18 protein-coding genes are annotated in these 21523 nt (G+C 71.1%); 9 read left to right on the top strand and 9 right to left on the bottom strand.

Annotated elements, in window-relative coordinates; all coding sequences use genetic code 11:
- Nucleotides 1-35 precede the first annotated feature (35 nt).
- Nucleotides 36-1292: a serine hydrolase domain-containing protein gene (locus ACF07V_RS31595; protein ID WP_392159113.1), complete on the top strand. Its 1257-nt coding sequence runs from the start codon at nucleotides 36-38 to the stop codon at nucleotides 1290-1292.
- Here the strand turns inward: ACF07V_RS31595 and ACF07V_RS31590 are convergent.
- The 6 genes from ACF07V_RS31590 to ACF07V_RS31565 all read right to left on the bottom strand — a co-directional run bounded on the left by ACF07V_RS31590 (nucleotide 1281) and on the right by ACF07V_RS31565 (nucleotide 10065).
- Complete coding sequence (locus ACF07V_RS31590) at nucleotides 1281-2498, bottom strand: Gfo/Idh/MocA family protein (protein WP_392159112.1); 1218 nt, start codon at nucleotides 2496-2498, stop codon at nucleotides 1281-1283. The genes ACF07V_RS31595 and ACF07V_RS31590 overlap by 12 nt on opposite strands.
- 54 nt (nucleotides 2499-2552) lie before the next feature.
- Nucleotides 2553-4820: a right-handed parallel beta-helix repeat-containing protein gene (locus ACF07V_RS31585; RefSeq protein ID WP_392159111.1), complete on the bottom strand. Its 2268-nt coding sequence runs from the start codon at nucleotides 4818-4820 to the stop codon at nucleotides 2553-2555.
- 8 nt (nucleotides 4821-4828) lie between these two features.
- Nucleotides 4829-6271 (bottom strand): M1 family metallopeptidase, encoded by a 1443-nt coding sequence (locus ACF07V_RS31580; protein ID WP_392159110.1) that lies wholly within the window; start codon nucleotides 6269-6271, stop codon nucleotides 4829-4831.
- Nucleotides 6268-7986, bottom strand: a complete 1719-nt coding sequence (locus ACF07V_RS31575) for an extracellular solute-binding protein (RefSeq protein ID WP_392159109.1) — start codon at nucleotides 7984-7986, stop codon at nucleotides 6268-6270. The genes ACF07V_RS31580 and ACF07V_RS31575 overlap by 4 nt, the downstream gene beginning before the upstream one ends.
- An 89-nt stretch (nucleotides 7987-8075) precedes the next feature.
- Complete coding sequence (locus ACF07V_RS31570) at nucleotides 8076-8936, bottom strand: carbohydrate ABC transporter permease (RefSeq protein WP_392159129.1); 861 nt, start codon at nucleotides 8934-8936, stop codon at nucleotides 8076-8078.
- A gap of 172 nt (nucleotides 8937-9108) precedes the next feature.
- Nucleotides 9109-10065, bottom strand: a complete 957-nt coding sequence (locus tag ACF07V_RS31565) for an ABC transporter permease (RefSeq protein ID WP_392159108.1) — start codon at nucleotides 10063-10065, stop codon at nucleotides 9109-9111.
- A 362-nt stretch (nucleotides 10066-10427) separates the two neighbouring features.
- Here ACF07V_RS31565 and ACF07V_RS31560 point away from each other — a divergent pair, with 362 nt between their 5' ends.
- On the top strand, nucleotides 10428-11414 hold the full coding sequence (locus ACF07V_RS31560) for a hydroxyacid dehydrogenase (protein ID WP_392159107.1): 987 nt from the start codon (nucleotides 10428-10430) through the stop codon (nucleotides 11412-11414).
- Nucleotides 11415-11473: 59 nt separating this feature from the next.
- On the opposite strand, the gene ACF07V_RS31555 is transcribed toward ACF07V_RS31560, so the two are convergent.
- On the bottom strand, nucleotides 11474-11791 hold the full coding sequence (locus tag ACF07V_RS31555) for a hypothetical protein (protein WP_392159106.1): 318 nt from the start codon (nucleotides 11789-11791) through the stop codon (nucleotides 11474-11476).
- Between the two features lie 163 nt (nucleotides 11792-11954).
- Between ACF07V_RS31555 and ACF07V_RS31550 the strand changes: the two genes are divergently transcribed.
- A complete protein-coding gene (locus tag ACF07V_RS31550) occupies nucleotides 11955-12482 on the top strand; it encodes a hypothetical protein (RefSeq protein WP_392159105.1) in 528 nt (175 codons plus the stop codon).
- 314 nt (nucleotides 12483-12796) lie between these two features.
- Nucleotides 12797-14050: a saccharopine dehydrogenase family protein gene (locus tag ACF07V_RS31545; protein ID WP_392159104.1), complete on the top strand. Its 1254-nt coding sequence runs from the start codon at nucleotides 12797-12799 to the stop codon at nucleotides 14048-14050.
- A gap of 690 nt (nucleotides 14051-14740) precedes the next feature.
- On the opposite strand, the gene ACF07V_RS31540 is transcribed toward ACF07V_RS31545, so the two are convergent.
- Together ACF07V_RS31540 and ACF07V_RS31535 are read right to left on the bottom strand one after the other, a co-directional pair.
- Nucleotides 14741-15322: a TetR/AcrR family transcriptional regulator gene (locus ACF07V_RS31540; RefSeq protein ID WP_392159103.1), complete on the bottom strand. Its 582-nt coding sequence runs from the start codon at nucleotides 15320-15322 to the stop codon at nucleotides 14741-14743.
- A 129-nt stretch (nucleotides 15323-15451) separates the two neighbouring features.
- Nucleotides 15452-16822 (bottom strand): flavin monoamine oxidase family protein, encoded by a 1371-nt coding sequence (locus ACF07V_RS31535; RefSeq protein ID WP_392159102.1) that lies wholly within the window; start codon nucleotides 16820-16822, stop codon nucleotides 15452-15454.
- Between the two features lie 334 nt (nucleotides 16823-17156).
- On the opposite strand from ACF07V_RS31535, the gene ACF07V_RS31530 reads away from it, so the two are divergent.
- The 5 genes from ACF07V_RS31530 to ACF07V_RS31510 all read left to right on the top strand — a co-directional run bounded on the left by ACF07V_RS31530 (nucleotide 17157) and on the right by ACF07V_RS31510 (nucleotide 21316).
- Entirely contained in the window at nucleotides 17157-17738 is a 582-nt protein-coding gene (locus ACF07V_RS31530) for a hypothetical protein (RefSeq protein WP_392159101.1), read from the top strand.
- Between the two features lie 104 nt (nucleotides 17739-17842).
- The gene (locus ACF07V_RS31525) at nucleotides 17843-18421 is read left to right on the top strand and encodes a SigE family RNA polymerase sigma factor (RefSeq protein ID WP_392159100.1); all 579 of its coding nucleotides are present in this window, start codon (nucleotides 17843-17845) and stop codon (nucleotides 18419-18421) included.
- A complete protein-coding gene (locus tag ACF07V_RS31520; protein ID WP_392159099.1) occupies nucleotides 18418-19080 on the top strand; it encodes a hypothetical protein in 663 nt (220 codons plus the stop codon). Before ACF07V_RS31525 ends, ACF07V_RS31520 begins: the two co-directional genes overlap by 4 nt.
- Before the next feature lie 182 nt (nucleotides 19081-19262).
- Nucleotides 19263-20186 (top strand): serine hydrolase, encoded by a 924-nt coding sequence (locus ACF07V_RS31515; RefSeq protein ID WP_392159098.1) that lies wholly within the window; start codon nucleotides 19263-19265, stop codon nucleotides 20184-20186.
- A gap of 224 nt (nucleotides 20187-20410) precedes the next feature.
- The gene (locus ACF07V_RS31510) at nucleotides 20411-21316 is read left to right on the top strand and encodes a S41 family peptidase (protein WP_392159097.1); all 906 of its coding nucleotides are present in this window, start codon (nucleotides 20411-20413) and stop codon (nucleotides 21314-21316) included.
- Nucleotides 21317-21523: the final 207 nt, after the last annotated feature.

Below are 21523 nucleotides of genomic sequence, written 5' to 3'. Positions count from 1 at the left end.
GCGGTCGGTTTGTCGATCGGGAGAGGATCGTGATCATGGACTCGGATTCCGTACGTGGTCTCGGCCGGCGGCGGCTGTTCGGGTGGGGCGGGTGGGCAGCCGCCGGCGTGGTGGCGGCCGCCGCGCCGGTGGTGGGCGCCCGGCCCGACCAAGCCGTGGCTGCGGGACAGCACCGTCCGGCCCCGACCCACCCCGACGTCCCACCGGACACCCGTCCCGGCGGAGCCTACGACCGGTACGTGGCGAAGCTGGCCGCCGAAGGCAGGTTCTCCGGCGTGGTGCTGTTGTCGCACCAGGGCAGGACGGTGCTGTCCCGCAGCTACGGCACGGCCGACGAGGAGAAGGGGATCCGCAATCACGAGGGCGTCGCGTTCAGCCTCGGTTCGGCGGGCAAGCCGTTCGGCGCGGTGGCCGTCCTGCAGTTGGCGCAGCAGGGCAAGCTGAAGCTGTCGGACACGGTGGGCACCCATCTGCGGGGCTTCGCCGAGGACATCGCCGAGCAGGTGACCATCCACCACCTGCTCTCCGGCACCTCCGGACTGGACAGCCCGGACGAAGACGTGCAACGCGTCTTCCAGAGCCGGGACGAGGTGCACCAGTACTACGCGCGGCGGGCCCGGCAGGCGAAGCTGGTGAGCGTCCCGGGCACCGCCGCCGCCGACCACGCGGAGGCGGAGGTCACCCTTTCCGCGCTGATCGTGGAGGCCGTGGCCGGCACGACGTACTGGGACTACGTCGAGGAACACGTCTTCAAGCGCTGCGGCATGACGGGCGCGGCGTTCTCCACCAGGCCGCAGTGGCTCACCGACACGCACCTCGCGCACCCGTACATGACGCTGGCCGACGGCAGCCAGGTCGACGCCGTCCGCAATCTGGACCAGAGCAGCCCGGACCCGAACGTACTCGGGAGGAATCCGGGCCGCGCCTTCATCGATGCCCCCGGGGACGGTGGCTTCGCCACCGCGCCGGATCTGGTCCGGTTCGCGCGCGCACTGGGTGACGGCACGCTCCTCGACCGGCCCTGGGCCGACGTGCTCACCGGGGCCAAGCTCCCCCACGGACCGGCGAGGTTCGGCGCGTACGGGATTCCGGTCTCCATCGTCAACGGCCAGTGGCAGTACCAGCGCGCCGGAGGCAACCCCGGTGTCGCCGCCAACTGGACCATCTACCCGTACACCGGCTGGGTCGGCGTCATCCTCGGCAACATCGACGGCGTGCCGCTGCGGGACATGATCGGGCGGGAGACACAGGCCGTCACCGGGGCTTCGCCCGGCGGCGGGTCAGGTGGCTGAGGTGATCCGGCGGCCGGCACTCTGCCCGCCCTCGAAGTAGGCGACCAGCTCCGGGGCGAGGGGCGGGACCTCGCGGGGGCTGCCGCCGTCGCGGAGCGACTCGGTGGCCCGGACGCCGGTCGCGACGGCCATGCGGGCCGCGACCGGCGAGGTGTCGGTGCGGCCGCCCTCGCGGACGAAGCGCAGGAACTCGTCGACGAGCAGCGGGTCGGCGCCGCCGTGGCCGGCGTTGTCCTCGGCCGCCGGCACGGGGTACTCGGCGTCGGCCTCGGGGCGGTGTCCGGAGCGGCGCGCGTTCCACACCTTCACCACTCCCCCCGGTCCGTCGCCGAAGTTCTCCAGGCGGCCCGCGTCGCCGATGACGGTGTAGTTGCGCCAGTAGTCGGGGGTGAAGTGGCACTGCTGGTAGGCGGCGAGCACACCGTTGTCGAGGCGCATGTTGACCAGCGACACGTCCTCGACGTCGATGACGGGGTTGAGGCCGCGCTGGGTGTGCGGGGGCCAGTGGCCGTCCTTGGTGTACCAGTCGTCCGGCTTGGGTTCGCCGGGTGCGCGGCGGTGCGGGTTGTCGCCGTACACCATGAGGTCGCCGAGGGCCTGGACCCGCCGTGTCCAGCCGTTCGCCAGCCAGTGCAGGACGTCGATGTCGTGGGCGGCCTTCTGTAGCAACAGCCCGGTGGTGCAGCGCTGTTCGGCGTGCCAGTCCTTGAAGTACCAGTCGCCTCCGTAGCCGACGAAGTGCCGTACCCACACGGTCTTGACCTCGCCGATCTCGCCGCGCGCGATGATGTCGCGCATCAGGCGGACGACCGGCATGTGGCGCATGTTGTGGCCGACGTAGAGGCGGGTGCCGGTCTCGTACGCGGTGCGGAGGATCTCGTCGCAGCGTTCGACGCCGATGTCGAGGGGCTTCTCGACGAAGACGGGCCTGCCCGCCCGCAGTGCCTGGCAGGCGAGGTCGGCGTGGGTGTGGTCGGGGGTGAGGACGAGGACCGCGTCGACGTCGGGGTCGGCGATCACCTTCCGGTGGTCGCCGCTGATCGTGGCGCCGGGGAAGGCGAGGGCCCCCGCCGTCCGCGCCGCGGCGTCGTGGTCCGCGAGTGCGGTGACGCGGGAGCCGGCGCCCGGCCGGTGGGCGGTGCGGGCGAGGGAGCCGCGCAGTCCGTAGCCGAGGACGCCGAGGCGCAGATCGGTGGGGGCGTTCATGGGCCTGCCTTCTCTCGTACGAGGGTTTACGAGGGTTTACGAGGGTTACGAGGGTTACGGGTGGACCAGGACGTGCGACAGGGCGACGCGCCCGGTTCCGGTGAGCCGGATCCGTACGTACCGGGCCTCGGTGACGGTGTCGGTGTCGGTGTCGGTGTCGGTGTCGGTGTCGGTGTCGGTGTCGGTGTCGAGCAGGGTGGGTCGCAGCGCCCGGCCCGTGACGTGGAGCGTCGTCGCGTCGGAGAAGTCGGCCGCGGTCGCGAGCAGGACGTCGAAGTCGGCAGTGGTCATGGAGCTGTTGTTCCACACCTCGATCTGTCCGATGCGGCGCACGGCGCCGAGGTCCAGCTGCCACCAGGCACCGGGCTCGGCGAGCGTGCGGGTGTCGGTGGTGGTGTCGCCGTCGGTGGCGCGTGCGGCGACGGCGGTGCCGTCCGTGGACGACTGGGTCGCCGTGGCGGTCCGGGCCAGGTCCGGGCGGAGCTGTTCCACGCGGCCGCGGCCGCCCGCGCCCGCCGCTTCGGCGACCGCGAGGGCTTCGGCGGGCAGGAGGTCGAGCCCGGTCAGGTTGTCGGTCATGGTGGAGCCCGTGCCGGCGAGGGCGGGGGCCGCGGTGTCGGTCCAGTTGCCGGTGGCGTGGTTGTCGATGCCGTAGTCGGCCCAGTTGGAGACCCACTTGTAGCCGACGCGGGTGATCACGTTGCGGGTGACGGTGATGTGGCTGGACTGTTCGTCGAGGTAGATGCCGTTGCCGTCGCGTTCGGTGTTGCCGTACGCGCTGCGGTTGACGTAGTTGCCGGAGACGACGGTGCCGGGCTGGGCGCCCTGGGTGTAGATCGCGCCGCCGTCGTGCTGGTCGTACGCGGCGCGCATGACGTTGGTGATGCGGTTGTTCGTGATGCGGTTGTCGCGCAGGACGGAGTCCCGGGCCTCGGGCTGGTTCCAGCCCCAGCCGACGGAGATGCCGGAGTACGGCAGGTCGTCGAGCGTGTTGTGGTCGATGACGGTCCCGGCCTCGTAGCCCGCCCAGATGCCGACGGCGTCGGTGTACTCCACGCCGGTGCGGCGGACGGTGTTGTACGACACCGTGTTGCGGGCCCCCGTGAGCTCGGCGGCCGGTGCGGGCTCGGTGTCGCCGATGTAGGCGGCGCCGGAGGAGAGGTCGCTGAAGCGGGAGCGGGTGAGCGTCGAGTCCTGGGTTCCCCGCTCGAAGATCACGCCCGCGCCGCCGAGCCGGCTGAACACGGCTCCTTCGACGAGGACGTTCCTGCCGCCGCGGACGGTGAGCGCTGCGGCGGGCTTGGTGTAGTGCCGGCCGGCGTGGTCCACGGGCCCGGTGGCGCCGGTCAGGGTGAGGCCGGCCTGGGTGCCCGCGTAGCCCCCGTCGGTGGAGGGCTGCCGGTAGGCGGCGTACGTGAAACCGATGCCGGTGACGCGGACGTCGTGGGCGCCGTCGAGCGCGAGCAGGTTCTCGGTGACCGGGGTGACGGCCTTGGCGTGGCGCATGTCCTCGCCCGCGCGCGGCAGGTAGGTGACCGTGCGCGCGGCGGAGTCCCAGACGAACTCGCCCGGTTCGTCGAGGAGTTCGCGGGCGTTCTCGAAGAAGGAGACCTCGGTGTAGCGGGTCGAGTCGACGGTGGTGGTGTCCCAGGCGGGTCCCGTGCGGTCGGTGCCTCCGGACGAGTTGGTCCAGCAGGGCTGGGCGAAGGTCATCGTGTCGCCGCTGACGCCGGCGATCCGGCAGTGGTAGTTCCGCCATCGGACGCGGATGACGGCCTCCGCGTCGGTGGGCCGGGCCCAGTCGGCGATGCCGGTGGCCCGCGCGCCGGTCATGCCGGTCCTGGTGGCGTCGCAGACGGCGGCGGGGCAGGCCTCGCCGCGGGCCCGGACGGCCCGCTCGCCGTCGACGAAGAGCTGGCGGGGCGTGACGCCCTCGGGAGCCCGGGCCGTCCAGGTGCCGTCCGGGTTCGCGAACCAGCCGGTGAGCGCCCGGCCGCCGGAGAGCACCGGGTCGGCTTCGGGTGCGGCGGTCCAGGTGACGGTGTGCCCGTCGCGTCCGGAGTCGGCCGCGCCGAGCTCCAGCGGACGGCTCAACACATAGGTGCCGTCGGCCAGTTCGATGCGTACGTCGCGGCCGTCGACGGTGCGGGCGGCGTCGCGGGCGCCTTCGAGCGAGCAGGGCCGGGCGGGGGTGCAGGACGAGCCCGCGCCGTCGGGAGCGGCGTGGAGTGTGCGAGGGGCCGGATCGGCGTGCGCGGCCGGCGCGGAGGTCAGCAGGGTGGCGGCGACGGCGAGCCCCGTCGCCAGGCGGACGCGGTTCATGGTGGGCCTCAGCTCCAGTCGGGGTGTCCGGGCATGGCCGGGTTGTCCTCGCCGAACAGCCAGTCCTCCAGGAAGGGCCGCAGGCCGGCGTCGTGGGTGACGCGTACGGCGTTGTCGATGAAGTCCTGGGAGCCGGCGTTGTCGTGCCGGTTCTTGAGCAGCCAGGACTTCATGATCGCGTCGAACTCCTGCTGCCCGACGCGCTGGTTCAGGGCGTAGAGGGTGACCGCGGCGCCGTCGTAGATGTTGAACCCGCCGAGTGCGGTGGGCAGTCCGGGCGGTCCGTCGGTCTTGCGGACGGCGTCGAGCTTCCCGTACGCCGTGCGCATCTTGGCCTCCAGGGAGGCGGTGCCCCGCTGGTCGGCCCAGAGCGCCGCGTAGTAGACGGCCGGTCCTTCGTTCAGCCAGGCGTTCTGCCAGTCGGTCGGAGTGACCGAGTCGCCGAACCACTGGTGGGTCAGCTCGTGGATCATGACGTTCGTGTACGTCGTCGAGGTGGCGGCGTTCTTGAACCAGCCCGGTCCGAACAGCGACAGGGTCTGGTTCTCCAGGGCGTCGCCGTAGCCGTCGCGGATGATCTGCATCCCGTACGTGTCGAAGGGGTAGCGGACGCCGAGGGTCTGCTCCAGCCAGGCGATCTGGTCGCCGGTCTGTTCGACGATCGGACGGTACGTGTCGACCTGGTCGGCCGGAACGTAGTGGCGGAGCCGCACGCCGTGCGGTCCGTCCCCGGTCAGGAGGGTCTGCTTCGCCACGGAGATGCCGAGGAGTTCGGAGGCCATGGGGGCGTCGAGGCGGAAGTCGTACGTGGTCCTCCCCTCGCCGGCGGGGCGGGTGCCCGTGGCCGTGCCGTTGGCGGCGGGCGTCCAGCCGTCGGGCGCGGTGAGGTGGAACGTCCAGCTCGCCTTGTCCCCCGGGGTGTCGTTGACGGGGGCGAAGGTGTCCGCGCGGGAGGACTGCGCCGCGGAGACGAAGCCGCCGTCGCTCACGTAGCGCCAGCCGGGGGCGCTGATCGGCTTGGTCCTCCCGTTCCCGTGGTAGCGGACGGCGACGTCGAAGGGGCGGTGCTCGTGCAGACCGCCGGCGGGGATCACGGTGAGTTCCTGGCCGCTCCTGCCCGGCGAGACGGTCCAGGCCGCGTTCTCGCCGTTCACCGTGACCGCGTCGACGGCGAGGGAGTCGACGTCGAGGTTGAAGGAGGAGAGGTCCTGGGTGGCCGTGGCGGAGATCTTCATGGTGCCGGTGAAGTCGTAGGTCACCGGCGTGAAGTCGAACGACAGGTCGTAGTGCCGGACGTCGTAGCCGCCGTTGCCGAGTGTCGGGAACAGCGGGTCGCCGACGCCGTCGGAGCCGGGCTTCGGATCGAACGGCTCGGCCTGGGCCGGGGCGGCGAGCGCGAGGAGCGCCACGGCCGAGACGGTGGCGAGGGCGGCACGGAGGGTTCGGGTCACTGGCCGGCTCCCTTCCGGGCGGCTTCCTTCTGGGCGCTTTCCTTCTGGGCGCTTTCCTTCTGGGCGGCTTCCTCGAACTCGCCGCGGCACTTCTCCCCGCCCTTGGCGAGGTAGTCCTTGACCAGGGCGTCGTAGTCCTTCATGGACTTGCGGCCGGAGATGATGTCCTTGAGGCCGTCCAGCTTCAGGGTCGCCAGGCTGCCGCTTCCCTTGGAGTCCCAGGTCGGCGACGTGTAGTTCAGGAAGTCGGCCTGGACGAGCTTCGGAATCATCCTGGTGTACGCCTCGTGGACGTGGCGGACGGCGTCCTGGGAGGTCGTGGAGAAGAGCGCGGGGACACCGGAGGCGAGCTTGCCCCAGGGGACGGCGACGTCCTGGCTGCCCTGCTCGGTGAGCACCGGGTTGCCCCGGGCGTCGCGCCGGTGGTCGGTGCCCTCGACCCCGTACGTGATGAGGGTGTACTCCTCGGTCCCGAAGGGGGCCGCGATGAAGTCGAGGAGCCTCAGGACCTGCTCGACCCGTTCCTCGGACGCCTTCTTGAGGTACGACTGACTGAGGGTGGCGTTGTTCGTCCAGGAGACGGCCTTCGCGCCGACGGGGACGAACGGCCGCACGTCGAAGCTCTTGTCGATGGCCGCCATCGCGTCCACGTACCCGGTGGACGGCTGGAGGTAGGCGGGGATCCCGTCGAAGACGTAGGCACCCCGGCCGTTCTTGAAGAGGTCCGTGTACTGCGCCTTCTGCGCGCCGGACATGGCGAGCGTGCCGGGGTAGTAACAGCCGGCCTCGTACAGCCTGGCGGCCGTCTCGACCGCGGATCGGTACTCGTCGGTCTCGAGGTCGACGGTGAACTTCCCGGTCTTCCTGTCCATCGCCCAGGCGTACGGCGCTCCCGCCGACATGGCGAGCATGGTGGTGGCCCCGGCGACGATGGCGTACTGCTGCTTCTTCGGCCGCGTCAGCTCCTTGCAGACCTCGAAGAAGCGCTCCAGGTCGGTGATCTCGTCGAGGCTGTCCACGCCGACCTGCCGGAAGAGGTCGTGCCGGTAGAAGCCGGCGCCCGCGGTTCCCCAGCGGGTGATGGGCACGCCGTACAGCTTGTCGCCGTACAGCCCCTGCTGCCAGGCGGTCGCCGGGATCGCCGCGAGGTTCGGGTACGCCTTGACCGCGTCCCCGCCCAGGAACGGTGTCAGGTCCGCGCAGGTGGCGGCGAGGAAGGCCGCCTTCTGGTCAACGCCTCCGGTCTCGGGGTACATGAAGACGTCCGCGAGGTCGCCGCCGGCGACCATGGTGGAGAACTTCGCCGGGTAGTCGTCGGCCGCGACGGCGACGACGTCGACGGTGCCGCCGAGCCGCTTCTCGATGGCCTGCCAGGCGGCGTTCTTGTCGCGGGCGGCCCCCGGGGGCGCGAAGGTCTCGGTCATGGCCCGCACCGGCCGGGCGCCCTTGAGCGGGGTTCCCCGGACGGAGCGGACGGGTGTCCTGGGGTAGGTGTAGAAGCCGTTGGGGACTCCGGCGGGCGTCCCCGGCAGGTCGGCGCGGACGCTGTTCGCCGGGACGGTGGCCGGAAGCGCGCTCCGGTTCTTCGCGGTGGACTTCCCGGCCGCCGCGCCGTCGCCGCAGGCGGTGAGCAGCGGGGTGGCGGCGAGCCCGATGCCGAGGCCCAGGGTGGTGCGGAGCACGGTCCTGCGGTTGATGGGGGTGGAGCGCGACACGGTGAACTCCTCGATGGGGAGGTGACATGAACGCGGGGGGTGGGGTGGTGGCTGCCGCGTCCCTCGTCGGGTGGCGCGGACGGGGGACGTCAGCCCTTGACGGCTCCGGTGAGGACGCCCTTGGTGAAGTAGCGCTGCAGGAAGGGGTAGACGCAGAGGATGGGTACGACGGCGATGACGAGGACCGCCATCTGCACGGACTGCTGCGGGGCGAGCGTTTCGCCGGCGGAGGCGCCCTCCAGGGACTGGCCCTGCAGGACGAAGGTGCGCAGGACCATCGCCAGTGGCCAGTTCTGGCTGTCGTTGAGGTAGAGCATGGCGTTGAAGAAGGCGTTCCAGTACGTCACCGCGTAGAAGAGGCTGATGACGGCGAGGACCGCCTTGGACAGCGGCAGGACCACCTGGATCAGGATGCGGAGGTCGCCGGCGCCGTCGACCTTCGCGGCGTCGTACAGCTCCTCGGGCAGGTTCATGAAGAAGGAGCGCAGGACGACCAGGTTGAAGGCGCTGACCAGCGTCGGCATGACGAGCGACGCCAGGGTGTCGTAGAGGCCGAGTTCCTTGACCGTGAGGAACTTGGGGATGATCCCGGGGTCGAACAGCATGGTGAGGAGGGCGGTCATCAGGATGAACCGGGAGCCCGTGACGTCGCGGCGGGACAGGCCGTAGGCCATGCCGATCGTCACCAGGACGCTGCACGCCGTCCCCACCAGGGTGACACCGATGCTGATGAGCAGCGCGTGGGTGACGACCCCGCCGCCGAGGACCGTGCGGTAGGCCTCGGTGGTCGGGTGCTCCGGCCAGAGCACCAGGCCGGGGCTCTTGATGATGTCGCTCTGCGAGGCGAAGCTCGTGCCGATGACGCCGAGCAGGGGGTAGGCGACGGCCGCGACGACGAGGGTGAGGACGATCCCCTTGCCCAGCAGGCCGATGCGCGTGGGCTTCTCCATCCACGGGGGCCGGCCGCCGGAGTCCTTGACCCGTAGGGGGCGAGGCGCCTCGGCCGTACGGAGCCGGGGGCGGGTGGTCGTCCGCTTCTCCTTGTTCTTGTCCTTCTTCTTGTCCTTCTTCTTGTCCTTGTTCTTGTCCTTCTGCTTCTGCTTCTGCTTCTGCTTCTGCTGCTCAGCGGTCAGCACCGCGGTACACCCCTTCGTGGCCGAGCCGGTGGGCGAAGGTGTTCGCGCCGAGGACGAGCGCGGTGCCGATGACCGCCTTGACGAGCCCGACGGCGGCGGCCGTGCCCCATTCGCTGTTCTGGATGCCGTGGAAGAACACGTAGGTGTCGAGTACTTCGCCCGCGTCGGGGCCCACCGCGTCCCGCTGGAGCAGGACCTGCTCGAAGCCCACGGACAGGATCTGGCCGAGGTTGAGGATCAGCAGCAGGACGATGACCGGGGAGAGCCCGGGGAGCGTGACGTGCCACAGGCGCCGCCAGCGTCCGGCGCCGTCGATGGCGGACGCCTCGTAGAGCCCGCGGTCGATGTTGAGCAGGGCGGCGAGCATGATGATCGTGCCCCAGCCGGCGTCCTTCCAGGCCACCTGGAGCGCGAGCAGCCAGGGGAACGCGTCGGGGTCGGTCGTCATGTCGTAGCGCGGCAGGCCGAGTTGTCCGAGGAGGTCGGGCACGACGCCCGCGCCGCCGAGTATCTGCTGGAAGATCGAGACGATGATGACCCAGCCGATGAAGTGCGGGAGGTAGACGACGCTCTGCACGAAGCGGCGCACCCGGTCGCTGACGATGCTGTGGAGGAGCAGCGCGAGGGCGATCGGCACGGGGAAGAAGAACACCAGCTGGACAAGGGCGATTTTCAGGGTGTTGCCGGTGGCGGACCAGAAGGCCCGGTCGGCGAAGGCGGAGGAGAAGTTCTCGACGCCCGCCCAGGCGCTGTGCAGGTAGCCCAGGTACGGCTGGTAGTCCTGGAAGGCGACGACGTAGCCGAGCAACGGCACGTAGTGGAAGACGACGAAGTACAGCAGCCCCGGCAGGGTGAGCAGCAGCATCACCTTGTCGCGCCGAAGCCGCTGCCGCAGCGACAGACGGTGGACGGCCGGCGGCGGGGAGTGCGTGGAATCAGCCATGAGCGGTCCTGTTCGGCGGGGAGGCGCCCCGATCGGGCCAGGGGCATGGAGCGGTCATCTGTCGGCGGAAGGTAGTAAGCGCTTAACCCACTCGTCAAGAGGAGCGGCGCGAATCGACACACTCCCCCAAGGGGATTGCCACCGAGTTCGCCCAAGTAGGCCCGGTCATAGCGCCCTTCACTCCACAAGGCCACCCTTGACGCCCCGTCGGATGCGTCCCTAACGTGCCCCTTCCCGGCAGTACACGTTTACTATCTGGAGCCAAGGTGGATATCAGCGACGAGCCGCCCCAGCAGATGCGTGCCGACTCCGATGCGTCAGCGGCGGCCGCAACCCTCCACCGACCACGCACCGCTCTCGCCATGGACCCCTCGAACGTCGAGAGCGTCTTCCCGCCCGACGTGCACGCACGGCTGCTGTCGACCGCGGATCTGCTGCACCCCGGACCCGTCACGGACTTCGCGTCGACGACGGCACGGTCGGTTCTCGCCGAGGCGGAGGTGCTGCTCACCGGCTGGGGGTGCCCCCCGATCGACACCGAGGTCCTCGAAGCCGCGCCGCGGCTCCGGGCGGTGATCCACGCGGCCGGCACGGTCAAGACCTTCCTCAGCCCGGAGGTGCACGCCCGCGGCATCGCCGTCTCCTCGGCGGCCGCCGCCAACGCGGTTCCCGTCGCCGAATTCGCCTTCGCCGCGATCGTGTTCGGAGCCAAACGCGCCTTCCCCCTGGCCGGCTCCTTCCGGACGCGGCGCACCCACCGCACCCCCGCCGACCTGAGCATCCGCCCCTGGCTCGGCTCACACGGGCTGACCATCGGGATCATCGGCGCCTCGTACACCGGCCGCCGACTGCTCGGCATGCTGCGCATGCTCGACGCCACGGTCCTGCTCCACGACCCGTACGTGAGCCGTGCCGAGGCCGAGCGCGAGGGCTGGACCCTGGTCGACCTGGACACCCTGGCCGCGACCAGCGACGTGGTGTCGATCCACGCGCCGCACACCCCGGACACACACCACCTGCTCGACCGCCGCCTGCTGGGCCTGATGCGTCCCGGGACGGTCGTGGTCAACACCGCGCGCGGCGCGCTCGTCGACACGGACGCGCTCACCGAGCAACTGATCGCCGGACGCCTCGACGCCGTCCTCGACGTGACCTCCCCCGAGCCCCTGCCCCCGGACCACCCCCTGTGGTCCCTGCCGAACGCCTTCCTCACGCCGCACCTCGCGGGCGCCCTGGGGAACGAGATCGGCCGGCTGGGCGCGCTGGCGGTGGACGAGCTCGCGCGCCACGCACGGGGCGAGCCGTTTCTGCACCCGGTCCGCCACGAGGACCTGGCCCGCCGCGCCTGACCGCGCGCGACCCGAGTCTCCGACATCGTCGAAGAGGCAGGGCTGTCGCGCCCGACGGTCTACGAGTACGTCGGGAGCAAGGAGGAGGCGATCGTCAGGGTCGTCCAGTCCCTGCTGGAACGGGCCGGTGCGGCCTCACGGGCGGCGGCCGAGGCCGCGGGCACGCCGGAGGCGAAGGTCCTTGCCGTGCTCACGGTGAAGCTGGAGGTCGCCCTACGGCTCTGGCAGGACGGCCCCGCACACGCCCAGGAGCTGCTGTAGGCCGCCACCGCCCAGGCACCCGAACTGGTCGCCACCTCCATCGACGGCCTGGCGGCACTCCTGACCTCGGCCCTGTCGGAGATCACCCCGGACACCGCGCGGCAGGCCGCCGCCATCCTGCCCACCTTCACCCGGGGCCTGGAGGACGACCTGCGCGACGTCGACGCCGTGCGCCACGAGCTCCGGGCAGGCGTACGGACGATCACCGCGGGGCCCTCCCCCACCCCGCGCCCACCCCCACCTGACATGCCCGTCAGACCTGTCGGAAAGCGCCCCCTCATGAACACCACCCCCACCCCTACCCCCACGCACTACCGCGACCAGCAGGCAGGGCGCGACCTCCAGCGGTTCCTGCCCGAGCGGCTGCGCCTGACCGACGCCACCGCGCCCGAGGAGGAGTTCCGGGACTGGCGCGGCCACCGCGTCCATCTCGACCGCTACCGCAACCCCGACGCGAAGGCCAAGGTCGTCCTTCACCACGGCGTCGGCACCAAGGGCCGGCAGATGTCCCTCATCCTCGGCGCCCCGCTCGCCCAGCGCGGCTTCGAGACCGTCGCCCGGGACGACCTCGGCTACGGCCTCACCCGGGTCAAGCCCGGGACCACGCCTCCTACGACGGCTGGGGCGACCTCCCGCCGAGGACCGCCGGACCCCCACCACCTCAGCGTGCCGGTCCTCTCCCGCATCACCAAGGTTCCCGTCCACAGCGTGATGCTCGACAACGCGGGCCACTACCCCCTCGAAGACCCGGGCCCGCGGCAGATGGAGGGCGCCGTCGCGGACTTCGTCGCCAGGAACACCGCCTGACCCCGGTCCAGCCGCGAGGGCCAGGCCATCCGGGCCGAACAGCCCCCCTCCCCCGAACCGCACGGGCCCCGCGCGCCCGGCGTCCTGACGACGCCGGGCGCGCTTTCTCGTCCGGTCCGGATGCACGGAGACCTTGACGGCACCCGACCGGCGATTAAACTCGAAGTCGATTCGAGCTCGAATCTCATGCCTTCGGTCGTCCTGGACCGCCGACGGCGACACGGATTCGCCGCGCGTGCACGGCGAGGCATCAGAACGGAGCGGGTCATGGCCCACTGTTTCCACGTCGTGGCGTTCAAGCTCGGAGGCGTCGCATGACCGCGCGACGGGTCGTCTTCATCGGCGCCGCCGGCGAGATGTGCAAGATCGCCATCGAGCGCTTCGCCAAGGCGGACGGCGACTGGCACCTCGTCCTCTGCGACATCCGGCCGGAGCTCGTCCACCCGCTGGCCAAGCGGCTGCCGGCCGGCCGGACCACGGTCCGTCAACTCGACCTCTACAACCCCACCGCGCTGCGCGAGGTCATCGACGGCGCCGCCCTCGTCGTCCTCGGCGCGGGGCCCTACATCCGCACCTCCGAGCCGGTGATCACGGCCTGCCTGGAGGCCAGGGTGCCGTACCTCGACTTCGACGACGACGTCGAGAGCACCCAGCACGCGCTCTCCCTCGAGGACAAGGCCAAGGAGGCCGGCATACCGATCTACGTCGGCTGCGGCGCCTCGCCCGGCATGAGCAACGTGCTGGCCGCCGACGCCGCGAGCGAACTCGACACCGTCGAGAACATCGACCTCGGCTGGCTCGTCGGCGACGAGCGGCCCAACGTGGGCCGGGCCGTGCTCCAGCACCTGATGCACATCGCCGCCGGCGACTGCCTCACCTGGCGCCACGGCGGCCCGGTCGTCCACGAGTCGTACGTCGAGACCGTCACCATGTCGATGGGCGGCGGCGTCGGCGACATCCTCCTGTACGAGACCGCGCACCCCGAACCGGTCACCCTGCCCCGCAAATACCCCACGGCACAGCGCATCCGCTGTGTCGGCGGCCTCGACCCGGCGCCGTTCAACGGCCTCGCACGCGGACTGGCCCTCGCCATCGAGCACGGCAGGCTCACGACCGACGAGGCCGTCGACTACATCATCGAGGTCCTCAACAACCGCTTCTTCGGCAACACCCGCGCCCTGAAGGCGATGCTGGGCGGCATGATCGCCCAGGTCCGGCGGGGCGAGAGCAGCGCGGGCACACTGATCAGGTTCCTGGTGCTGTCCGCCCTGCGCCGCAGGTACGCGTGGCGCGGCGGCCTGGTCGCCCGCGTCACCGGCACCCGGGACGGCCGGCCGGCCGTGGCGGTCCGGCGTACATCGGTCAGCGGACCGCACACCTACCTGGTGGCCAGCATGGGGACCCTGACGGGCACCGCCTGCGCCGCGTTCATGGTGCTGGCCCTCGACGAGGCCGGGAAGCGTGCCGGTGCGTTCTCCCCCGAGGACTGGGCCGACCCCGAGGCGTTCTACACGGCCCTGGAGCGGGTCGGCACGCCCCGCTCCGAGATCGTCGAGTCCGTGCGCTGACGGACGCCTCCGGCCTCGACACCGGCCGGGGCACCACCGCAGCCGCACGCGAGGGCGGCCGGCGGCGGTGCCCCGGCTGATTTCATCGGGTCATACGAGAGCCACTGCCTCGGTGTGAACGGGAGCCGGGTGCAGGCCGTTCGTGGCGGCGATGTACTCGACCGTGGTCGGTGTTCTCCGGCGAGATCGGGGGCCACTGATCGGGTGACCTGGTGGGGCTGGACGGAGTGCCCAAGGGGGCTGGAGCGGGGTTGTCGGTAGGACTCGGCGCCCTCGCCTCGTACTCCCGTCGTGCAGTCGACGCCGACTTCGCCCTGATCAAGTCCCTGCACACCAGCCACGTGGTCGACTGCCCCAACTGCGCGTGATTCCCTCGCGTACGCCGACAGGTGCGTCAGCCCTGGTGGGGAAAGGGAGATTCCTGGGTGGTCTGGAGGCGGTAGGACTCGGTGCCGGTCCGGATCGGCGTGCAGCGGAACGTTCGGTGAAGATCTGGAACAGCAGCTTCGCGCCCTTGCGGTCGAGGGCTTCCCATGCTCCGCGGGTTCTTCAAGCCCAGCTGCGCGACCAGGTGCGATGGGGCGCACGCGCTGCGGCAGCGGGACACGGGTCTGCCCCGAACGGCTGCGGCCCCGGTGGACATCTGCATGTCCACCGGGGCCGATCGTGTTGCTCCGGCGGCCGGCCGGGTCAGCCCTGTCGCTCGCGCGCCTCCGGGGCGTAGGTCTGCAAGTAAGCGGTGACCAGCCGCCGGGCCTCGGCCATCGTGGCGTCGTCGCCGGTCGGGGAGCGCCGGAAGGCCACGTCGAAGAGCCGGCTGCCGGCCTCGAAGGCGAGCTGGATGACGAGCACGGGGGTGTCGGGGCGGATGCGCCCGCGTGCGATGAGGACGTGCCAGAGCCGCACGGCCTGTGCCTCGTCGAAGGCGCGCACCATGTCGTCGATCGCCTCGCTGCGCCCCCTGAACCAGAGTTCCGTGCAGCTCGGATGCTCACGGAAGTAGTCGAGGATGGGGGTCACCACGGAGTCGACGGCTTCGGGCAGCGCGTCCGCTCCGGGACGTTCGAGCGAGGCGACGATACGGTCCTCCAGCGCCTCCGTATGGCGCTGGAGCAGCTCGACATCGACCTGGTGGCGGTCGGGGAAGTAGTGGTACATGGACGCGACCGGGATTCCCGCCCGCTCGCCGATCGCTTTGAGCGTGGCGGCCTCGTAGCCCTGCTCGGCCAGCAGCGCCTCGGCGGCGTCGAGGATGGCCTTCCTCCGCTCCACACCACGGCGCTGTACCCCGGCCGGTCGGGTGGATTCCTGAGATTTCGACTTTTTCTCGAACACGATTTGAGATCGTATCAGTCAAGGCCGGGTCATCCCCGCAGCAGGAAGGCCGCCCGCGAGGCGGGCCTAGAGGCTCGCCAGGACCGCCTTGGCGGCTGCTTCCCCCGAGGCGGCGGCGTCGGCCAGGGAGGGGATGTCGAGCTGGTAGTCGCCCGCGAGGTGCACGGGGCCGAACGGCTTCCTCAGAACCGGCAGCGACACGCGCTTGCCGGCGCTCCAGAAGGGAACCACGCGGTGGTGGCGGCTCACGATCGGCGTTCCCAGCTTCCCCTCGAGTTCGGGATAGAGCCCCAGCAGATCCCGGCCGAACCGTTCGGCGATCTCCGCGTCGGTGCAGGCGAAGAGCGCGTCCGCCTTGCCGCCCCCGGCGAAGCACACCAGGGCACCGCCCGGCTTGCGCACGCCGTCGCCGCGCAGCGCGGCCGCGTGGTTGAACATCGCCTGGAACGACAACTGGGGCGTGGACACGCCGTAGTAGTCGTCCCACCTTTGCGGGCCGTCCTCGTCCGTGAAGTACCCGACGACCACGTACCTGCCGTACGAGATGTCGGCGCAGGCGTCCCGGTGCGCCTGCGGCATGGCGGTGACGATCCGCGTGGCGACGTCGACGGGAACCGCGAGGATCGCACGCTTCGCCCGCAGCACCGCCGGACCCTCCGCGTCCGAGTAGCGGACGGTCACCTCGCCGTCCCGCCATTCCACCGCCTCCACGGCCGAGCCGAGCCGGAGCCGGTCGCCGAGATCCCCCGCGAGGATGTCGGTGAGGGTCTGGTTGCCCCCCTCGGGCAGCGAGAAGTTGGGAACCTTCGCCGGGTCGGCCAGGGCGATCGAGACGGAGATGACGAACTGGGTCGCCGCGGTCTCCCCCGGATCACAGCCCATCCACTGCCCGGACCACGAACGGACCATCGCGTGGGCGACCTGCGAGCCCACTCCGCGCAGGAAGTAGGACGCCGACTCCCTGTCGAGCCGCCTGCGCATCCGCCTGTCGAGCGCGCGGCGCAGCCGGCCGCCGCCCGGCTCCATCTCCAGATTCACCGCGGCCCAGATGATGCGGGCGCCGACCCGGGCCAGTCCGATCCGGTCCTTCATGGACATGCGGGCGCGCAGCATCAGGGCGATGGGGTTGGCGGTGTCCACCAGCCGCCCGTTGAGGCCGAGCGCCACCTTCTTGCCCGCCAGGCTGCCGCGCACCACGCCGTGGCGGTCGAGGGCCTCGATCAGCGTTCCGGTGCCCTCGGTGAACTGGGTTCCCATGTTGAGCCAGTAGCCGTCCTTGCGCACCGATTCCACGCGTCCGCCCGCGCGATCCGCGGCCTCCAGCACGACGACGTCGGCCTTGTCGGCGAGGGTGTTCGCCGCCATCAGGCCGGCGATGCCCGCGCCGACCACGACGACCTCACAGGCCTGCTCGCGTACCGCATTCATGGAAGCCATGCGTCAACTCCTCTGCTCGAACCTCGAACCTCGGACCTCGGACCTCGGACCTCGGACCTCGGACGTCGGACCGCGGACCTCGGACCGCGGACCGCGGATGTAAACTCGAACTCGATTCTATATCGAGTTCATTGAAGGTTCCGTAACGAGTGGATCGCGACCCGTACGGCGACAGAACCATCACTCGGCGTCACCGCCAGCGCCCGCACCTCTCGCCGATCGGGCGTGACCGGCATCACATCCCTCCGTCATGGCGAGCGAGCAGCGTTTCGCGGCGCGCGCGCCGTCTGGAGGGTGGACGGGACGCGCCCGTCCATGGATGTGAGGAGAATCCGTGACATCAGTGAGCCGGAACAAGCGCAAGTTGTCGGCGCGTTCGGTCGTCGCCGTCGCCGGAGCGGTGCTCGTGGTGGCCGGCGGTGGGGTCTCCTTCGCCGCGGCCCAGGGCTCGACGGCCCCGAAGCAGGTTCCCGCCCTGACCTCCCTGACCCCGGCGACGCCGGCGACGGACCCGAGGACGGTGCGCCCGGGCGAGAAGGTCGAGCCGGGCCTCGGCCACACGATGTGGCTGAACCGGCAGGGCATGGTCCTCGCGACGCCGAGCGTGTCGGGCGGCTCCGAGACGCGGCTGACGAAGGCGTCCGAGGTGCCCGGTGGGACGATCTCCGCCACCGCGTCCGCGGACCGTTCGGGCACCTTGTGGGCCGGCGTCTACCGCGGCCCCGGAACGCCTGCGAAGGTGACCGTGGAGATCGACGGCAGGACGCTGACCGGCAAGGTGGTCACCCTCGCGGGCAAGCCCGGATGGGCCGCCTTCTACGCCGTCGACCCGAGGACGGGCTCCACGGCGCCGGAGATCACCGTCGAGGCCGCCGACGGGACCGTTCTCGCCCGGATGGTGAAGAAGACGTCCTGAACCGGCCCTGCCCGCGCTGCTCCGTGCCTCGGCGCGGAGCGGCGCGGGCGCGCGACACCACACAGCAGAGGCGCTCCGGGAGCAGGGCGAGGTCCGAACGAAGAGTGAACACCGACACCGACACCGACACCGACGACGAGTTCCACCGGTTCATGACCGACCGGTGGCCGAGCCTGCTGCGGACGGCCTACCTGCTGACCGGAAGCCATCACGACGCCGAGGACCTGGCCCAGACGGCACTGGCCCGGGCGTACGCGAAGTGGGACAAGGTCCGGCGCAGCGACGACATGACCGCGTACATCCGCAAGATCATGGTTCATGTCAACGCGGACCGGTTCCGCAGGCGTACGGTCCGCGAATGGTTCACCCCCTGGGTGCCCGAGACCGCGGCCGAGGACCGGAACGCACAGCTGGAGCACCGCGGCGCTCTCATGGCGGCGCTGGCCCGGCTGCCCGTTCGGCAGCGGACCGCGGTGGTGCTCCACTACTTCGAGGACCTGCCGCACGGTCGGATCGCCGCCGCCCTCGGCACGAGGGAGAGCACCGTACGCAGTCAGATCGCGCGTGGTCTGGCCAGGCTCCGCGCCGACGGTGTCCTCACCGACCTGGCCGGAGCACCACGGCGACCGAAACCGTCGGAGCCACAGCAGCGGAAGCAGAAGCAGAAAGCGGTGTCCCGATGACCCCTGACGAGGCCCTGACCGCCGCGCTCCGCGAGGCCGCGGCACATGCGCCGACGACATCGGCGCCGACGGCCGCCGTCATGCGCCGGGGCAAGGCCATCCGGCGGCGGCACCGGGTGACGCGCTCGGCGGTCCTGGTCGCCGCGCTGCTCGTTCCCGTGGCCGGAGCGGCCACGCTCTCCCTGAGGCCGCCCGGCTCCGACAGCGCACCGGCCGTGCCCGCCGTCCCGCCGGCGTCCTCGGAGGTGACGGTGGTGGATCCTGGCGAACGGATCCCTCTGGCCGGACATCACGCGATGTGGCTGACCGACCAGGGCGTGTTCCTGGAGGTGCCGACGGCCGGCAGGGCCGAAGTACGGCTGACGAAGGCGTCCGAGGTGCCCGGCGGGACGATCTCCACCTCCGTCTCCGCGGACGCCTCGGGCACCCTGTGGACCGGCGTCTACCGCGGCCCCGGAGCCCCGGCCCGGGTCACCGTGTCCGTCGACGGCAGGAGCATGGACGCCCGGGTCGTCACCCTGTCCGGCGCTCCCGGCTGGGTCGCCTTCCACGCGGACGACGCGCACGCCGGGGCGACGAGCCGGTCGGGGGTCACCATCACGGTACGAGCGACGGACGGCACGGTCCTGGCGTCGTTGACCAAGAAGCCCCGGAGCTGAACCGAGTGACCCGGCCGCTGGTCCCAGGACCGGGAGCCGGGTCTTCTCACGGCCAACTCTTGTCCACCGAACGCCCGATCCCCCCGTTCCACTGAATTCGTACAACCATCCGCACGATCAGGGAGTCATGTAGGGCGAGTGCGCCGGAGGCGCGTTCGTTTTCGTTTCCAGGGGGGACCCACATGACTCACCACATATCCCTGCGTGCCCGCGTGCTTCCGGCCGTGGTCGCCGCGGGGATGCTCGTGCCCGTCGTCGCGGGCGCGGCGCCCGCTTCGGCCGCCACCGCGCCGCAGGTCAGCTGCACGTCGGGCAAGGCCGGGCTCGCCGCCAAGCTGCAGAGGGACATCACCGCCGCCCTCGCCACGCGCACCGGCACGGTGGCCGTCGGCCTGCGCGACCGCACGACGAACACCACCTGCACCCTGCGCGCCACGACCTCGTACGACTCGGCCAGCGTCGTGAAGGTGACCGTCCTCGCCACGCTCCTCTGGGACGCCAAGAAGACCAACCGGTACCTGACCTCCCGCGAGGCGAGCCTCGCCACCGCCATGATCACCAAGTCGGACAACGCGGCCACCACCTCGCTGTGGAACCAGCTCGGCGTCACCAAGGTGAAGGGCTTCCTGGCGGCTGCCGGCATGACGCGGACGGTGCCGGGGTCCGGCGGCTACTGGGGGCTCACCCGGATCAACGTCAACGACGAGCAGCGGCTGCTCTCGCTGATCACCGCCAGGAACACCGTCCTGAGCGACAACTCCCGCGCCTACATCCTCAAGCTCATGGGGAACGTCATCACCTCGCAGAGGTGGGGCACCCCCGCCGGCGCGCCCTCCTCCGTGTCCGTGCACGTCAAGAACGGCTGGCTGCAGCGCGCCACGCGCGGCTGGCGCGTGCACAGCATCGGCACGTTCAACGGCGGCGGCCACGACTACACCATCACCGTGCTCACCGACGGCAACAGCACGATGAACTACGGCGTGACCACGATCCAGGCCGTGGCCAAGGTCATCCACCGGGACCTGATCCCGACCGCGACCACCGCCACCCGGTACACGCCGACCACCACGCCCCAGGAGGCGTACGTGGCGGTGCCCCAGGGCTGACGCCCGGATCGCGCGGGAAGAGGGCGAACGGGAGCACGCCGGCCGGACGCTCGGCAGCGCCTTCCGCCGCTTCCCGGGAAACGCCCATGGCATGACCGAGGCCCGCACCGAAAGCGCTGGTGCGGGCCTCGGTCACACCGGTCTCGGGGCCCTCCTCAGGAGGAGGCGGCAGAAGTGCCGTAACTCTTTGACGCTTTCGCGGGGGCGGTGCTCTACTCCCTGGCATGACCACTCCAACAAAGCTTCTGCCGGCCCCTGTCGTCGACGAGACGGCTCGGCTGCTGACCGAGCAGTACGTCTTCCCCGAGACAGCCGAGCAGCTCGCCGGCCTGCTGCAACGACGCCTCGCCGAGGGCGCCTACGACGTCGACGACGCCGAGGAACTCGCCCGGCTGGTCACCACGGACCTGCAGTCCGTCAACGGTGACCGGCACCTGAGACTGAAGCACCACGCCGACCAGGTGCCCACGAAGCAGGGGGCGGCCACCCTGGACGCCATGCGCCGGGACTTCGACGCCTCGCTGGGCGGTGCGCCCCGGGTGCAGCTGCTCGACGGAGGGGTGGCCGTGGTGGAGCTGGCCCCGATGCTGTTTCCGCTGGAGTGGGCCGCCGAACCGCTGAGCGCCGCGCTCACCCTGGCCTCCCGCGCCCAGGCGCTGATCGTGGACCTCCGCGCCAACCGCGGCGGCGACCCGGACACGGTCGCCTTCGTCTGCAGCTACCTGCTCGACGAGCCCACCCACCTCAACACCATGCAATGGCGCGGCGGCAAGCGCACCGAACAGTCCTGGAGCCTCCCGCACGTCCCCGGCGCGCGCTTCGGCGGCGGCAAGCCGCTGTACGTCCTGTCCAGCGACAGCACCTTCTCCGCCGCCGAGGAGCTGGCGTACGACCTCCAGCAGCTCGGCCGCGCCACGGTCGTCGGCGAGCCCACCCGCGGCGGCGCACATCCGTGCAACGGCTGGACCGTGCACCCGCACCTGGAAGCCACCATCCCCGTCGGCCGCGCCGTCAACCCCGTCTCCGGCACGAACTGGGAGGGCACCGGTGTGCAGCCGGACATCCCGTGCGCCGCCGCCGACTCCCTCGACCGCGCTCACTCCCTGGCCCTCGCCCGACTGGCAGGCTGACCCGGTCCAGCGCGTCGAGAGCACGGCGTGCCCTCCTGGACGGCCACGGGTCCGGCAGCCGGGTGCATCAGCCGGAGCCGAAGTCGCCGTTCATCGGGAAGGGCCCCCTTCGGAGCAACATGGGGCCCGGATGGCGGTCGCTCCGGGAACTCCGCGTGCCCGGGGGCGGTCACGGGCCTAGCGTGTTGGCCGAACGGAAGTGACGCG

Source organism: Streptomyces sp. NPDC015661 (assembly GCF_043077765.1).
Classification (GTDB): Bacteria; Actinomycetota; Actinomycetes; order Streptomycetales; family Streptomycetaceae; genus Streptomyces.
This window is presented reverse-complemented; position numbering and strand designations above follow the sequence as displayed.

What these genes read in the sequence shown, in the direction of transcription:
- ACF07V_RS31510 (WP_392159097.1), top strand. Translation starts at nt 20,411, where the DNA reads ATGACCACTCCAACAAAGCTTCTGCCGGCCCCTGTCGTCGACGAGACG.
- ACF07V_RS31535 (WP_392159102.1), bottom strand. Translation starts at nt 16,822, where the DNA reads ATGGCTTCCATGAATGCGGTACGCGAGCAGGCCTGTGAGGTCGTCGTG.
- ACF07V_RS31570 (WP_392159129.1), bottom strand. Translation starts at nt 8,936, where the DNA reads ATGGAGAAGCCCACGCGCATCGGCCTGCTGGGCAAGGGGATCGTCCTC.
- ACF07V_RS31595 (WP_392159113.1), top strand. Translation starts at nt 36, where the DNA reads ATGGACTCGGATTCCGTACGTGGTCTCGGCCGGCGGCGGCTGTTCGGG.
- ACF07V_RS31515 (WP_392159098.1), top strand. Translation starts at nt 19,263, where the DNA reads ATGACTCACCACATATCCCTGCGTGCCCGCGTGCTTCCGGCCGTGGTC.
- ACF07V_RS31585 (WP_392159111.1), bottom strand. Translation starts at nt 4,820, where the DNA reads ATGAACCGCGTCCGCCTGGCGACGGGGCTCGCCGTCGCCGCCACCCTG.
- ACF07V_RS31550 (WP_392159105.1), top strand. Translation starts at nt 11,955, where the DNA reads ATGAACACCACCCCCACCCCTACCCCCACGCACTACCGCGACCAGCAG.
- ACF07V_RS31545 (WP_392159104.1), top strand. Translation starts at nt 12,797, where the DNA reads ATGACCGCGCGACGGGTCGTCTTCATCGGCGCCGCCGGCGAGATGTGC.
- ACF07V_RS31590 (WP_392159112.1), bottom strand. Translation starts at nt 2,498, where the DNA reads ATGAACGCCCCCACCGATCTGCGCCTCGGCGTCCTCGGCTACGGACTG.
- ACF07V_RS31565 (WP_392159108.1), bottom strand. Translation starts at nt 10,065, where the DNA reads ATGGCTGATTCCACGCACTCCCCGCCGCCGGCCGTCCACCGTCTGTCG.
- ACF07V_RS31520 (WP_392159099.1), top strand. Translation starts at nt 18,418, where the DNA reads ATGACCCCTGACGAGGCCCTGACCGCCGCGCTCCGCGAGGCCGCGGCA.
- ACF07V_RS31555 (WP_392159106.1), bottom strand. Translation starts at nt 11,791, where the DNA reads ATGGCGGCGGCCTGCCGCGCGGTGTCCGGGGTGATCTCCGACAGGGCC.
- ACF07V_RS31560 (WP_392159107.1), top strand. Translation starts at nt 10,428, where the DNA reads ATGGACCCCTCGAACGTCGAGAGCGTCTTCCCGCCCGACGTGCACGCA.